This is a genomic window from Jiulongibacter sediminis (genome assembly GCF_001306455.1).
Taxonomy (GTDB): Bacteria; Bacteroidota; Bacteroidia; order Cytophagales; family Spirosomataceae; genus Jiulongibacter; species Jiulongibacter sediminis.
In genome coordinates, this window is record NZ_LGTQ01000015.1 from 82,488 (window position 1) to 97,037 (window position 14,550).

General features: G+C 43.1%; 17 protein-coding genes. 5 read left to right on the forward strand and 12 right to left on the reverse strand.

Going from position 1 to position 14,550, the window contains the following annotated elements:
- Nucleotides 1-11: 11 nt before the first annotated feature.
- Together AFM12_RS18210 and AFM12_RS18215 are read right to left on the reverse strand one after the other, a co-directional pair.
- Entirely contained in the window at nt 12-602 is a 591-nt protein-coding gene (locus AFM12_RS18210; RefSeq protein WP_055151458.1) for a DNA-3-methyladenine glycosylase family protein, read from the reverse strand.
- Nucleotides 599-1,237: a MarR family winged helix-turn-helix transcriptional regulator gene (locus AFM12_RS18215; RefSeq protein WP_055151460.1), complete on the reverse strand. Its 639-nt coding sequence runs from the start codon at nt 1,235-1,237 to the stop codon at nt 599-601. Before AFM12_RS18215 ends, AFM12_RS18210 begins: the two co-directional genes overlap by 4 nt.
- A 101-nt stretch (nt 1,238-1,338) precedes the next feature.
- Between AFM12_RS18215 and AFM12_RS18220 the strand changes: the two genes are divergently transcribed.
- The 4 genes from AFM12_RS18220 to AFM12_RS18235 all read left to right on the forward strand — a co-directional run bounded on the left by AFM12_RS18220 (nt 1,339) and on the right by AFM12_RS18235 (nt 5,389).
- A complete protein-coding gene (locus tag AFM12_RS18220) occupies nt 1,339-3,795 on the forward strand; it encodes a TonB-dependent receptor (RefSeq protein ID WP_082391419.1) in 2,457 nt (818 codons plus the stop codon).
- Nucleotides 3,796-3,798: 3 nt separating this feature from the next.
- Nucleotides 3,799-4,260, forward strand: coding sequence for a hypothetical protein (locus AFM12_RS18225; RefSeq protein ID WP_055151462.1), 462 nt, complete (start codon nt 3,799-3,801; stop codon nt 4,258-4,260).
- A 53-nt stretch (nt 4,261-4,313) separates the two neighbouring features.
- Nucleotides 4,314-4,964, forward strand: a complete 651-nt coding sequence (locus AFM12_RS18230) for an ankyrin repeat domain-containing protein (protein WP_055151465.1) — start codon at nt 4,314-4,316, stop codon at nt 4,962-4,964.
- Between the two features lie 62 nt (nt 4,965-5,026).
- The gene (locus AFM12_RS18235) at nt 5,027-5,389 is read left to right on the forward strand and encodes a VOC family protein (RefSeq protein ID WP_055151468.1); all 363 of its coding nucleotides are present in this window, start codon (nt 5,027-5,029) and stop codon (nt 5,387-5,389) included.
- Here AFM12_RS18235 and AFM12_RS18240 read toward each other — a convergent pair.
- From AFM12_RS18240 to AFM12_RS18250, 3 genes are all read right to left on the reverse strand, one after another.
- Entirely contained in the window at nt 5,386-5,742 is a 357-nt protein-coding gene (locus tag AFM12_RS18240) for a DUF4180 domain-containing protein (RefSeq protein WP_055151471.1), read from the reverse strand. The two genes, AFM12_RS18235 and AFM12_RS18240, sit on opposite strands and share 4 nt — an antisense overlap.
- Nucleotides 5,739-6,422, reverse strand: coding sequence for a GNAT family N-acetyltransferase (locus AFM12_RS18245; RefSeq protein ID WP_055151474.1), 684 nt, complete (start codon nt 6,420-6,422; stop codon nt 5,739-5,741). Before AFM12_RS18245 ends, AFM12_RS18240 begins: the two co-directional genes overlap by 4 nt.
- A gap of 62 nt (nt 6,423-6,484) precedes the next feature.
- Nucleotides 6,485-7,744 (reverse strand): phthiocerol/phthiodiolone dimycocerosyl transferase family protein, encoded by a 1,260-nt coding sequence (locus AFM12_RS18250; RefSeq protein ID WP_131458474.1) that lies wholly within the window; start codon nt 7,742-7,744, stop codon nt 6,485-6,487.
- Between the two features lie 92 nt (nt 7,745-7,836).
- On the opposite strand from AFM12_RS18250, the gene AFM12_RS18255 reads away from it, so the two are divergent.
- Nucleotides 7,837-9,000: an endo-1,4-beta-xylanase gene (locus AFM12_RS18255; protein WP_095533242.1), complete on the forward strand. Its 1,164-nt coding sequence runs from the start codon at nt 7,837-7,839 to the stop codon at nt 8,998-9,000.
- Nucleotides 9,001-9,206: 206 nt separating this feature from the next.
- Here AFM12_RS18255 and AFM12_RS18260 read toward each other — a convergent pair whose 3' ends face one another.
- The 7 genes from AFM12_RS18260 to AFM12_RS18285 form a co-directional block, all read right to left on the reverse strand.
- On the reverse strand, nt 9,207-10,193 hold the full coding sequence (locus AFM12_RS18260; protein ID WP_055151480.1) for an alpha/beta hydrolase: 987 nt from the start codon (nt 10,191-10,193) through the stop codon (nt 9,207-9,209).
- Between the two features lie 326 nt (nt 10,194-10,519).
- Complete coding sequence (locus AFM12_RS18265) at nt 10,520-10,912, reverse strand: YMGG-like glycine zipper-containing protein (RefSeq protein WP_131458476.1); 393 nt, start codon at nt 10,910-10,912, stop codon at nt 10,520-10,522.
- Between the two features lie 169 nt (nt 10,913-11,081).
- A complete protein-coding gene (locus AFM12_RS18270; protein WP_055151486.1) occupies nt 11,082-12,107 on the reverse strand; it encodes a hypothetical protein in 1,026 nt (341 codons plus the stop codon).
- 146 nt (nt 12,108-12,253) lie between these two features.
- Nucleotides 12,254-12,430, reverse strand: coding sequence for a DUF1328 family protein (locus tag AFM12_RS19550; RefSeq protein ID WP_082391415.1), 177 nt, complete (start codon nt 12,428-12,430; stop codon nt 12,254-12,256).
- A 40-nt stretch (nt 12,431-12,470) separates the two neighbouring features.
- The gene (locus tag AFM12_RS18275; protein ID WP_055151489.1) at nt 12,471-12,944 is read right to left on the reverse strand and encodes a Dps family protein; all 474 of its coding nucleotides are present in this window, start codon (nt 12,942-12,944) and stop codon (nt 12,471-12,473) included.
- Between the two features lie 43 nt (nt 12,945-12,987).
- A complete protein-coding gene (locus AFM12_RS18280) occupies nt 12,988-13,608 on the reverse strand; it encodes a porin family protein (RefSeq protein ID WP_055151492.1) in 621 nt (206 codons plus the stop codon).
- A gap of 79 nt (nt 13,609-13,687) precedes the next feature.
- Complete coding sequence (locus AFM12_RS18285; RefSeq protein WP_055151495.1) at nt 13,688-14,395, reverse strand: YiaD family glycine zipper/OmpA-like lipoprotein; 708 nt, start codon at nt 14,393-14,395, stop codon at nt 13,688-13,690.
- Nucleotides 14,396-14,550 lie beyond the last annotated feature (155 nt).

Genomic DNA, 14,550 nt, shown 5'->3' on the forward strand with positions numbered 1-14,550 from the left:
ATCACAGTTCTTTACTTATTTTTCCTCCATTGTAGAATATAAAGAACAGCCAATGAAGAATAGGGCTTCCACTTTTCGGCGATCTGCTTCATTTCAGCCCGCAGTCTGACTTTGGGGTTGAGTCCGTAAAGCTCACACATCGCTTTTTTTAGATGATAGTCATCTGCCGGGAAAACGTCAGGCTGCCCCAAGGTGTAGAGCATAATCATGTCGATAGTCCAGGGGCCAAATCCTTTTAGGGTACCCAGTTTTTGTTTCATGTTCTCAGGGCTTTCAGATTGAAAATATGGCTCTTCTTTTTCCCAGAAGTCAAGAATGTTTTGAATGGTATTCAGTTTTTGATTGGAAAGTTTGAGTTCAGTAAGGCCCGCCTGCTCAATCAAATGAAAGTTTTCAGGGGTCAAAGTCTCAATTCCGGCTTTAGTCAATAGCTTCTCAAAGGTCTTTTTTGTGCTTCTGTAATGAATCTGTTGCTCAATTACACAACTCATGAGATCATGAAATACAAAGTTTGTTGACAGCGGCAATTCCAGATCGGTGGACTGAATAATTTGCCCTAAAATCGGGTCATTTTTGATCAAAAATTGACTAGCCTCTTTCAATTTAATACCGGTTGATTGAAAAGTTTGTTAATCTCCTCTTCATCCGCCCGCTCAAAAATTGGCTTGTGAAACTCGTTCAGCTTAAAGAGCATCTGGAGCAAAGCCCCTTTTTCTTTCTGATCAAGGTTGCCAACCACATGTTTACTCATCAGGCTCATGCGGCCGCTGATCATTTGCATGGCAGCTTTACCCTCGGGCGTAAGAAATAGCAGTTTAGCCCGGCCATCATCGGGATGGTTTTTCTCGGCAATGAGCCCTTGTTTTAACAACCTTTTTATGACCTCGTTTCCGCTCGATTTCTCCATGATACTTCTTCTGATGAGGTCCGTTTTTTTCAATTCAATATTTGGAAACAAACCGGCTAACATGCCGAAATCATCAAGGGAATAAAGTGGAGAGTCTTTGAGAATTCTTTTGGAGTAAAACTGTGCGTATTTAAAAAGTAATGAGATGAACATAGCGATGAGGCCATCCTGAGAAGGTATGGTATCGTCCTTTTTGAAAGGTCCTTCCTCTTTTTCACCCCTTTGCAGTAGCCAGGCGATAAACTGTTCTCTTCTCCATTCTTTGGGAGAATTCTCTAACTCATAGGCCTCCGATAAAGCAATCAGTTCTTTGAGGATTTCATACTTCATTATTCAAAAATAAAAATTATTAGTCTGATATAAAACTATATTAAGATTGTTTTGGTTTGATAAAAAGTAAAAACTTAATCACATTTAACCGCGGTCAGAAAATGTCGCAAAGCACTTTATCAAAAAAAGCCATTCTTTTCAGCCTGGTTGTACAATTCGCCGCACTGCCTGGGTTTGCCCAAAATACCGGGACTATCTACGGCGAAATAAAAGACAAAAACACTGAAGAGCCGTTGATAGGAGCCACAATAACCACTGAAGAAGGGTCAAACGCCACTTCTGCTGATATCGACGGTAAATACCGGTTAACGCTGCCGGTAGGTACTTTCAATCTGAAAGTCAGCTTCATCGGCTATACTGATCAGATCAAGTATAACGTGGTAGTGAATTCGGGAAATGATCTTTCGGTGAGTTTTGAGATGGAACCTTCAGTTGCAGCTCTTCAGGAGGTGACAGTTAGCACAAAAGCAAAAACCAAAACAGCTCTAGCCTCCGATGTGATGACGCCGCTGTCTGTTCAGTCACTTACAACTGAGGAGATCAGAAGCAATCCGGGTGGTAATTTTGATGTTTCAAAAGTGATTCAGGCATTGCCCGGAGTGGCAGGTACTACAGGTGGAGGCGGTTTCAGAAACGACATTATTTTACGAGGTGGTGGTCCAAATGAAAACGTCTACTATCTTGATGATATCGAAATTCCAATTTTGAATCACTTTACCACTCAAGGCTCGGCCGGTGGGCCTGCCGGTATCATTAATATCTCCTTTATTGAGGATATTAAACTGTCTACTTCGGCATTTAATGCCAGGTTTGACAATACCACCTCGGGAGTTTTTGAGTTTAAACAGCGGGAGGGAAATAGCGAAAAACTACAAGGAAATGTTCGGCTAAGTGCCTCGGAGTTTGCAGCCACTTTTGATGGTCCGGCTGGTCCTAAAACCACCTACCTGGTTTCAGCACGCCGTTCGTATCTGGCCTTTCTTTTTACCTTGCTTGATTTGCCCATTCGACCCGATTACTGGGATTTTCAAACCAAGATTTCGCATAAACTGGGGAAGAAGACCTCACTTGATATTCTGGGTATCGGAGCTATTGACCTTTTCAAATTTGCCGTTCCTAAAGATGCTTCGCCCGAGAGCGTTTACATTTTGCGATCAAACAGCTATATCAACCAGTGGAATTACACAGGAGGGGCGACTTTAAAACACAGGATCAATAACGGTTTGATCAGCCTGAGCTTGAGCCGAAATCATTTCAATAATAATCTGGAACGTTTCGAGGATAATACCATCAAAGATCCTGAAACCATCAACTTCTCAAGTGTTTCCAATGAGATTGAAAATAAGCTTCGTCTTAATGTTAAGACCTCAACTAATGGTTTGACTTTCAATTATGGGGCAACAGTTCAGCAAGTCAATTATGACAATGACTTCTTTGCTCTGATCAGGCCTGAAATCAGAAGTGAAGAAGGACAATTATTGCAACCAGAAGTTAGCAATACGTTCAATACTGACCTTGGTTTTTGGAAGTATGGGGCCTATGTGCAAGCGGGCAAAACTTTTAGAAATCAGGTTTCTATCTCCGGTGGTTTGAGAACAGATATGAATTCTTTCACCGATACCGGAATTGATCCCTTGAAAACCCTTTCTCCGCGTCTTTCGGCTTCGTTACCATTAGGCGAAAAAGTGCGGGCCAATGCTACCTGGGGATCTTATTATAAGCTACCGATTTATACTGTATTAGGTTTTCAAAACGACGGGCAGTTTCTCAACAGAGACAATGAATACATTAACTCCATTCATTACGCGGCAGGTTTTGAGTATTTACCAAAAACAGATTTACGCTTTACAGTAGAGGGCTTCATAAAGAATTATCGGAATTATCCTGTTTCGGTTTTTGACAATCTTTCTCTCGCTAACCTCGGTGGAGGTTTCGGGGCGATAGGAAATGAAAGAGTGATTTCAGGTGGGGAAGGGAAAACCTATGGTTTCGAGGTGTTCATGCAGCAGAAATTGGTGAAAAAGCAGTTTTTTACACTGTCTTACACTTTTGTCCGCTCCAAATTCGGAGGGATAAACACAGAATTGCTCCCATCAGCCTGGGATAACCGTCACCTTTTTTCGGGTATTTATGGCTACAAATTTGGCAAAAATTGGGAGCTAGGAGTTAAATACCGTTGGGCCGGGGGTAGTCCATATTCGCCTTTTGATATTGAGGCTTCACAACGTAACTACCTTTCTCTAGGTCAGGGAATTTTTGATTATTCCCGCCTGAATTCATTGAGATTAGATGGCTTTAATCAAATGGATGTGCGAATTGACAAGCGATTCAACTACCCGAATTGGACACTTGATTTATTCATCGATGTTCAGAATCTTTGGGGTGAGAAAAACGAGTCGGTGCCTAATTTTACGTTCCAGCGTAATTCCGACAATACTGGCTTTGCAAGTACAGATGGCCTGTCGGTAAGACAGGACGGGAGCAATGCAATTCCTTTGATATTGAGCGAACCAAGCGGGCAGCCGACTCCAAGTATTGGTTTTATTATTGAGTTTTAAATCATGCAATTTCCTGAGATAAAAACGAAAACTCTTAGCGGTCAGAAATTGACAATACCTGCCGAACTGGGACCTCAGATGACGCTGTTAATTCTGGTTTTTGAAGATGGCGGAAAATATGAAGAACCTCAGGCTCAGGCCACAAAATGGCTTCAACTCTACGATACAAAGCTTAAAAATAAGGGTATAGACTGTTACGAGTTGCCCATGATGAGTGGTAAATACCGCTTAATGAGTTTCATTATAGATTCTGGGATGAGAAGTGGGATTCCGCCGGAGAAACACAATAAAGTGGCCTCTTTTTACGGAGACAAAAAGAAGTATATGGGGGAGCTCGGCATTTATGATTTGCGAAGAGCCTACGTCTATCTTTTGGATGAAAACGGAGAGATAGTATTTACCGCAAACGGAGAGCCCAAGGACTCCCATCTGTCAGAAATTCTTTTAAAACTTGAAAGACTATAGGTAAAGGAAAGCCGGAAATTGTTGAGTATCTTAAGGGGTTCAACAAAAGTCTGATGGAAACAAAATTCAAAGATTTGCTCACAAGCCGGGATGAAGAAAAGCTAATAGAACTTATTGCTGAATATCCCGCTGTTCTGGATTTAAAACAGGAGGGAGGCTCTTCAAGTTTTGCAACTCTTGCCTATCACGGCCTTCAAAAGGCCTTCGATTTTGCCATTACTCAAAAACAGAGCTTTGACTTCTATGAAGCCATTATGGCAGGCAAAAAGGAGCTTTGTGATGCTATTCTTAAGAAGAAAAAAAGCTTATTGAATAGCTTCGCTCCTGATGGCTTTACGCCCATCGCCCTCGCGGCATATTTCAATCAGGAGAAAATTGCCCACTGGCTACTTTCTCAAGGAGCGAATCCCGGCATACCAGCCAGAAATAATGCTAAGGTAAATGCACTGCACGCGGCTGTAGCTAGAAATAATGTGGGTCTGGCAGAGTCCTTTTTGTTTGCTGGTGTAGACGTCGATAGTCCTCAAATGCAGGGAGTTACTGCATTACATTCTGCGGCTCATCGGGGTACTGTTGAGATGGTGAAGCTACTGCTTCGTTTTCATGCTGATAAAAGCCTGAAAATGGAATCTGGAGAAACGGCTCTGCAAATGGCTCAAAAAGACTGCCATGATGAAGTAGTGAAGTTGCTTTCGCATGAATAGCATTTGCTAAGATTTCAGGCAGTTTTTCTGCTGAATATTCTCGAGTTTTAAACCAAAAAATTATGCTCGGACTACGAACTGCCATTTACAAAGTGAATCAGCTTGCTGAGGCCAAAGCCTGGTATTCAAAAGCTTTTCAAAAAGAACCGTATTTTGATGAGCCGTTTTATGTTGGTTTTGAGATCGGAGGTTATGAGTTAGGGTTAATGCCTGATTCGCAAAAGGCAGTGGAAAAATCAGCCAATGTCCATGTTTTATGGGGCGTTGAAGATATCCATAAAGAGTTTGAACGATTGATTGCCCAGGGTGCCACCGTATGGGAAGAACCCGAAAATGTAGGTGGGGAGCTTATGGTAGCAACTCTGAAAGACCCTTGGGGAAACTTGCTGGGTTTGATTTACAATCCTTATTTCAAAACAACCTAAGAGAGTGCCTTTAAAGCCTCATCCAGACTTTCAGCAAAGTAGACCCTCTTCCCCTTATTGCTTTCATAAATGAAATCCTGGAGACTTTGGCTTACAATATTTTCAAACGAACCGACAATGGCAAGTTGGGCTCTGAAATTGGAGAAATGCTGAAGCACATTTCCGGCTAGTTTGGTACTCAGATCAAAGAAATCAGCCGTGATATTTTTCTGATAGAGGATCAGTCGGTCGGACCCCTCGAAACGGATGGTCATTAATAAGTTTTTGGCTTCCTCTTCGCTTTGGATGATAAGTCCTTCTCCAATGATTTCAGCGATAAAATCATCGCCGGAAGGGTGTTGAATGATTTTCATTTTTTTCTGATCATGGTATAATAAAAATCTTTTCGAACCTCAAAGCCCAGTTGCTTGTAAAGGCGAATGGCCGAAGTGTTGTCTTTCCGGACATGCAGAAAAGGTGTTTTTCCGAGCTCCGCAATATGTTCCATCATCCCGAGAAGGAGGGCTTTCCCCAATCCCTTCCCGGTAAAGTCAGGATGAGTGCAGACGGCTGAAATCTCCATAAAAGATCCGGCACAAAGCCGAAGGCCAGCCATAGCCACCAGACGGGCCTCATGAAAAATCCCCAGATATTTTCCGAATCGGATGGTCCCCGGGAGAAAAGGCCCTGGTTTAGTCAATTCCGTTAAAGCAAGCATTTGAGGTACATTTTCTATGGTCAAGGGCTGTAGTACGACTTTCTCTTCACGGTTTTCGCTGACCGATTCCGTAGCAACCATTTGATGCATTTCTCCTTCAAACACGAATTCCCAAGAGAAGGGAAAGTCCAGACGATGAGGGGTGAAAATCAGAACCTCCTGACCTTGAGCCGCTAGTTCCGTTAGATTTCTGAAATCATCCGAAGTGTACCCGGGCATTCCGGCAAACGGACTAACCTCAGGCTCAAATACTACGGCCCCCTCCCCGCTTTTGACAAGGCACGGGTTTTCCTTTGCGGCATTCCAGATAATATTGTCAAGGATTTTTGTTTGCATGTTTTGAATAACAAAAGCTGAGGAAAAAAGAGTCTTTCCAGTACACTGAATGGAAGATTAAATTATTTTGAAAAGGATAATAAGGAATCTCGAATTGACTTCATCAATTGCTCGCTCTCCTGTTCGGTAAACTCGTTTTTCAAAAGTGTGAAATCGAGACGCAGGCGGCCATACAAAAGACGCCCGAAGGCAGAAACCGGAGGGCCTATCTGATTATTGCTGATGAACGTACGAACCTCCAGGGGTTTCAGGTGACCATAGGTCGTTTTGAGGTCCAGTTGACCGATATAACTCAAAGCAGTACTGGCCATCCTGAATTTTCGGGTTTTCAACATCAGTTGTATCATTGTTTGGCTCATTTGAGCAAAAAGAACAATATCGCCTGTTTTTCCGGATTGGTACATTTGCTTCCACAGGTCGCGGGCGATTTCTTTGGTGCCTGAGGCCGAAGGTAAAGCCAGGGTGAATCGCGTCATCGAAAAATAACATCCAAGAACATCGTCGGGTACTGGTGGCTGCATCCAATGACGGATATCCGCAAACGAAATGGAACGAAAGAGTTGTTTCCGGCTCCTGTTTTTTTGCTTGATATACGCCGAAAGCATTGCGGCTGAAAGAACATTATTGAAAGATAGTTTCTGCCGACCGGCTGTTACTAACAATTGCCTGGTTTCATGGGTGTTTAGAGTCAGGCTGCAAATTCGGTTTTCAGAGTTTTGAAGCGGGGCCGGGGTATCACCCCGGAAAGCATATAAGACTTCATCCTTCATTTGCCGGGCCAGAAAGCTCAGTTTTTTCCAGCGGCCCGGCCACCCCTGATAAGCCTCAGGGTAATCGTATGAACCGGAAGAAACTGTGCTATGCTCCTCCAGTATTTCCTCGCCGAGAAGGCTGAGCATGTCAGTCAGGAGCTGACGTGCTGAAATGCCATCAATGATCGCATGGTGAAAAACAAGGATCAGTTCAGTGTGATTTTCTCCTTTTGGGTCTTCCAGAAAAAGAACATACAAGAGGGGGCGATTCGTATCGTACCGGCGGTTGACAGCCTCTTCAACATATTTTTTCCAGGAGTCAGCAGATGCCCGCGGATGAATGGATAGATCAAGAGGCTCCTCTGTTGGACTGAAGTAGTAACCTTTTTTCTGTCGTGAGATGTGGGCCCTAAGCAGGGTATGTCGCTTTTGAAGACGATCCATCGCGTGCCGTACGTCGGATGAGCGAAGAGAACCTTCAAGACTGACTACGATCACCGTAGACATCGGGAAGGCGGCGTTGCTATCGGTGAGGGCAGCTTCTACGTCATTTAGTTTTCGGTAACTCAACGGAGGGATTGGTTAAAGGCCTGATCTTAAAAACTGCTGAAAGGTTTACGCAATAATTATTTCCTGTAATTTTAACACTTTAACCCTAGATGATGAAGAAATATCAAATCCTTTCCGCCTCTGTTTTTTTTTCAGGCCTGGTTCTTTTCAGCTGTCAGCAAGAGCATGACCAGCAGTTGCCTTCTCTCAAAGAAGCCTATGCGGGAGCGTTCAAAATCGGCTCAGCCGTGAATCCTGCCATCGTCAACGGCCTGGACTCCGCCAATCAGGCTATTGTTTTGAAACAATTCAATACTGTCACGGTGGAGAATGTGATGAAGGCAGCATTGATAAATCCAGAGCCCGGCGTTTTCAATTTTACCCCGGCTGATGAATATGTGGAGTTTGCAAAGCAAAACGATATGTTCACGGTGGGTCACACTCTGGTCTGGCATAATCAATGCCCGGATTGGTTTTTCAAAGATGCGAATGGCAACCCAAATACTCCGGAGCAACAGAAAGAACGCCTTCGTCAGCATATTGAAACAGTAGCGGGTCGGTATGCCGGTAAAGTGGATGCCTGGGATGTAGTCAATGAGGTGATTGATAATGACGGCTCCTACAGACCTACTACCTGGGTTAATAGTATGGGAAGCGGAGATGAGTTAGTGAAACTTGCCTTCTCCTACGCTGCTCAATACGCTCCGAATACGGAGTTGTATTATAATGATTTCAATGCTTGGCGGCCTGAAAAGGTGCAGGGCATTATACGGCTGGTGAAGATGCTGAAAGACGAAGGTATTCGAATTGACGGCGTTGGCATTCAGGGTCATTGGGGATTGAATTATCCCAAAACTGAATACATAGAAGCGGCGATTGACGCTTATGCCGCTGCAGGAGTAAAAGTTATGATAACCGAACTCGATGTGGATGTATTGCCTTTGACCCGCGAAGGCCAGATTATTGGAACAGGAATGCTTCACCCGCAATACCAACTGGAAGAATTCAAAGAATATCTTGATCCGTATGCGGATAGAATGCCGCCGGAAGTATCAAAAGCATTAGCCGATCGCTATGCTGAGCTATTTGAGATTTTCTATAGAAAGAAAGACAAAATTGACCGTGTAACACTATGGGGCGTCTCTGATGAAATGTCATGGAAAAACGGCTATCCCATCGCCGGCCGTACCAACTACCCACTCTTATGGGATAGAAATCATCAGCCAAAAGAAGCTGTGAAGGCTGTGGTAGAGGTGCCTGCTATGTTCGGGGAGTAATTCCGCGGAGTCCCTGACGAAGACTGTGCTTCAGGAATACTTAAAATAATTCAGAGGCAAATCGTTTTTGACGGTTGTAACAGATCGAATTCTTAGAATTTAATAGACAGTCAAGTAATGGTTGAATTTAGATAATTTCCGCAGTTGATAAACGAAAAAGAAGCTGCCTTTTCGAGACAGCTTCTTTTAGTTTGGGCTTTGGTTTATCAGTTGATTGTCTTCCAAAAATCTATTGTGTTATTGACAATACCCGGCATTTTACCATGCATTTCATGTGTTGCGTCGCTCACGGTATGAAATCTGGCCTTTACATTACGACCTTTTAAGGCAGTATGTAATCTTTCTCCCTGATTCTGGTCGTCTACAACCTGGTCATTATCACCATAGAATAGAACTGTAGGAACGCTGTTTCCGTCTACCTCAAAAATAGGACTGGCATCTTGATAGGCCTCCGGTTTTTGGTCGTACGTTCCGCCTATAAGAAGAGCTGTTAAGTTTCGGTTTTTGTCATCTACGATCCCATTGTAAATTGAAGGCTGGGTAAGATCTGCAGGGGCAGCAACAGCCGCCACTGATTTTATGAATCGTTTTTTTCTTTTGTAGGCATAAGTTAAAGCTAGATGCCCGCCTGAACTGTAACCCCATAATACCACATCATCGTTGAGGTTAAGCTCACCTTTCAAGCTTTGCTGATGCTCGAAAAACAGGTCGAGATCTTCCATAATTTGCGGGAAATTAACACCGGGACTCCCTGCTAAGCGGTGATTTATATTAAAAATTGTAGCATTAATATTTCTCTTTTTAAACTCTTCCACAACTGGATCAAGAAACGATTTGTCAAGAAGACTCCAGCCACCGCCATGAATTAGCACTACAGAAACGGATGGTACAGATTCTCCTGTACCCACCGGTCTGTACAGGTCATAATTTTGTAGCTTGTCTGGCCCGTACGATCTGTTTTTCTCTACTGTGTAAGAAGTTACGTTTCCGGCTGTAAGTAGTTGACCCATGGTAGGCTCTTGCGGTGAATTTGGCTCTTCCTGTGTTGTGCTTTGAGCAGATACTCTCTCTTCGGTAGTGGCTGAGCCCGAACCCTCTGGTAGTGGTTCAACAGAAGTAAGTTCAGAACATGAGCTTAAAAAGCTTGAGGCCAAAAAGGCTATAGTTATCAAAAAGTAGTTTGCTGTTTTCATGATTGTAAGTAGTTGATTTATAGGATTGTGTATAAAATCAACGTTCCTTTTTTTTGATTGTGGAATCACATGAAAACTGTAGAAAATTTGCCACTTTTATTGTAAAGTGTGGAATTGGGTGAGGGGTAATAAACTGACTAACTTTTGGTATGTTGATCGGAGTTTGCTGGTAAAAGTGATAGAAACTAATCTTGCTCGTTTTCTGAAAAATAGGTAGAGCTTGAAAAGTAATTTGCTTCTTATACTTAATTCATTGTGATAGATGATATAAAAAAGAGGAGGAAGCCGTAGCCCCTCCTCTGATATTGTTTACTAACAGTTTCCGATTATTGTTCACGCTTTTTCTTTTCAATGATGGCTCCGGTAGCTGCACCCGCACCTGCTCCCAGAACACCGCCAAGAACAGCACCTCTTACTGGCTTTTTGCCATCAATAACAGCTCCTGATGCTGCACCGGCTCCGGCACCAATGAGTGCTCCTTTGGTAGCTGCTGACATTTTCTTTTCCTCGGGCTTGTAGGCCACGGGTTCAGATGGCTCATAATCAGGGCTGTAAAAATCCACATCAGGATTTGCTGATGCCGACTGATTCATTTCATTTCTTAATGAATCGAGAGCTCTCAGTTTTTCAAGTTCTGCCTGATCTTCTGTTTTCATATTACATGAGAAGAGTGCTAAACATAATCCTGTAATGGTTAGTAACTTTAATTGCTTTTTCATGATTAAAAACGATTTGATTCAATCATTATAAATAAAGGCTTGTTCCTCCATCACAGGCCTGCGAAAGCTGTGGAAATGGGAAATTTCGGGCAAAAAAAATCGCAGTTGTCAATAAAAAAACCGACCAGAGTTTTCTGGCCGGTTCATGTTAGTCTAGCTTAGTTAAGACTTACATTTTATGTAGGTAGACCGAAGAGGCCGATTCTAAGTTATAGTTGGTGCTCGGGGCGATATTACCGCCGGAGGTTACATTGGCAAAACTCAATACACGACCACCGCCATTACCGGCTTCAGCGATAAAGACAGTTTTGGTGGCCCCGTCATATGCCACGTCAACAGGGTTGCCCATCATGGTGTTACTACCGCTGACGATGATAGTTTCAGAGGTTGATATCATTCCGCCGTTTGCTGTTCCGTCAAACTTACTCATGAAGTTTTCAATGATGTAGAAACCTCCGTCATCCTGACCATTTGAGGCCTGTCCAATGTCTGTCATCACCATAGTATTGCTGGCAGCATCGTATGTTAAACCATGCGTACGAACTAGACCTTCTATGGCCACACGCTTGCCGGTGGTTAACATTCCTGTAGAGCTGTTAGAAAGAAAATCAGTGTAAACGGCCAGTTCATTGTCGGTATCTACAACGGCGTATAAATCATCTCCTATAAAGGTGATTCCCCACAGTTTAATATCAGTGGTAATCACGTTTCTCAGCATAAACGAATTGCCTGATTTCTGATAGACAAAGAGTCTGCCATCTGGTGTATTGCTGTCGCCGTCTACATCTGCATTGTCTGCCACTACATAAAAGTTGCCATTTACGGCCATTTCTCTTGGGCTTTCCATGTCATTTGGCCCGTCAATGCTGATATTGACGTTTATTAAGCCACCTACGCTTACACTGGCATCGGCAGAGAACCCTTCTATCCCTTTATCTGATCTGGAGACCTGGAAAATCTGATCTGAGGAAGCATCGTAATATACACCGTCAGCAGCAGAAGAGCTTGATTCATAGGTAGTAGTGGTGGCCATAGAGTTATTCTCGTACTCATATAAAGTCACATCACCGTTGGCGTTATTTGATGCATAGACCATTGCCGTAGTATTCATCGGGTTCATTCCTCCGTTATCTTCGCAAGAGGTCATTGCAGCCATAAACCCTGCTGCCATCATTGTTAAAATTTGCTTTTTCATTATTTGTTTGTTTTAAGTTTCTGTTTCGGGTTTAGTGTCTTGTGTATACGATCTGGTAGCTGATTTAGATCATTGGTCGGGATCTTTTTGAAAAAAAGAGGAGCCATAAATGACTCCTCCAGTCTGTTGTGAAATGTAGCTTTGCTTTAATCCAGTAAATCCCGGCTTTTTCTTCTTCCAGTGATCAGGGTGACCACAAAAAGGATAATGAAAAGGAAGAATAAAATTTTGGCGATTTCAGCTGCTCCGGCCGCCAGGCCTCCAAATCCGAAAACTCCGGCGATAATTGCAACTATTAAAAATCCTATTGACCATCGTAACATAATTGATATTCGTTTAAGTGAAAAAAATGACTTTATTGTCTTATTTAGAGAGGTAAGCTCTTAGCATCCAGGCGGCTTCCTCGCAGTGTCTTAGTTGCCCTACCATGAAATCTTCAGTACCATAGTCCTTGGCATCAGCGGCCAGTTCTATATGGTCACGCATCCATCGGGTCATGGTTTCATAATCATCAAGGAGAGACTTCAGAATCTTTTTAGAATCATGGTATGGCTCCTTAGTTTCGTTGAGATTAGTAAACTGTAGAAACTCTTCGCAAGAGCCCATCGGCACTTTCCCGATTTTTCTGATTCGCTCGGCCGTATCGTCAATTCCGGTAGCAAGCTCGGTGTATAATTTCTCCAGAAACTCGTGTAGCTCCAGGAAAGAGCTTCCCTCAATGTTCCAGTGATAATTTCTGAGTTTGATGTACAGAATGTGCTGATCAGCCAGCATAACATTCAAGGCATCAGATATTTCAGTTTTATTTTTCTTATTAATTCCTATTAAAGCTTCCATTTATGTGATTGTGTTTTTAGTTAAAAAATTGATTTTCTTCTGCTTAGAAGGCATATCCGGCAGTAATGGAAAATGAATTTCCTTTACCAGAAAACTGATTTTCAGTTTGCTGGTCGTCATAATCGATATTAAAGACATCGTTTACGTTTCCTTCATATCGCATGTCGAGACGTATACTTCTGATATCAAAGCCAACACCTACCTGATAACCCAGTAAGGCTTTTCTGAAGCCCTCTTCTGCCTGAGTAATTCCAATGTTTTCCAGGAACGTGTCGTCTTCATTGATTAAAAATGTAGCTACCGGACCTGCGTTAAAACGTACGACATCTGTGGCTTTTACTCCCAGAAGCACTGGTATGTCAAAATAGGTTTGTTTAAAATCTCTTTCTACACCTAGCAGGCCGGTGGTAGTTCCACCTTTTTGAGAGACAATAAGCTCGGGCTGAACAAAGAACTTGTTACCAAAGCGGGTGTAGAGCCCCCCGGTGAAACCGGTACTTCTGGTATCTTCAGAATCCCAGAAACCCTGATCGCTTCCCGAACCTTCGCCGCGGATCGTTGATAAATTGGCTCCGGCCCGGATACCGATTTCAAAATTGTCCTGAGCTTTAAGGCTCAGACTTGTCAATGTGGCCAAAACAGCCAGTGCTATTAACTTTTTCATGATTATGTTTTTTGTGTTTTGATGTCAAAAGTTTGATTACCCACACCTCCTTCCGGAGCTGATAACAGACTAAGGTTTATTATTTAGACCCGAAAGCCACGCTGTTGGCTTCATTGGCCGCCTGCTTCTTCAGATTTTCATCTGCTACAATAGCCAGTTCTACACGGCGGTTTTTATCCTGACCTGCTTCTGTTTCATTACTGTAAGCCGGGCTTTCCTCACCGTAACCCATCACCACCAAACGGCTTCTTTTTACACCATTGGCCATGAGGTATGCGGCTACTGCATTTGCCCTGTCTTCGGAGAGTTCCTGGTTATAGGCGTCTGAGCCAATGCTGTCAGTATGTCCCGCTACCAGTATATCAGTAGACTCATATTTATCAAGCACTTCGGCTAGCTTTGCAATGTTCTGTTTAGAAGTGGCAGATAAAGTATAGGAGTCAAAATCAAAAAGGATTCCTGAGCCCATGGTTACTTTAATACCTTCTTCTATTCTTTCAATCTCGGCTATTTCGCCAATCTCGTCCTCGAGGTCTCGGGCTTGCTTATCCATGTATTTTCCGATAATACCCCCGGCTACACCACCTATAGCTGAACCAACAATGGCATAAACGGCCGGATTCTTTTTCTTTGACCCAATGGCAGCTCCGGCAGCAGCCCCACCGGCTGCACCTACGATGGCACCTTTCTGTTCGCGAGTCAGTTTTTTCAAACTGTTGCAGCTACTGAAAAGTAGCGTCATTGCCAGGGCAGCTGCTCCGATTGATTTTAGTTTTAACTTTTTCATAATTGTATTGTTTGTGATTAACCACTACGCTCAAATAATCTATCCTTCACGGATTGAAATATAATTAAATAGCTGATAATTAATTGTTTATGTCCTTTTTGCTAATCTTTGACGGGGTGATTTTGTTGTGGAAATTCCACACTTACCCATTGGTT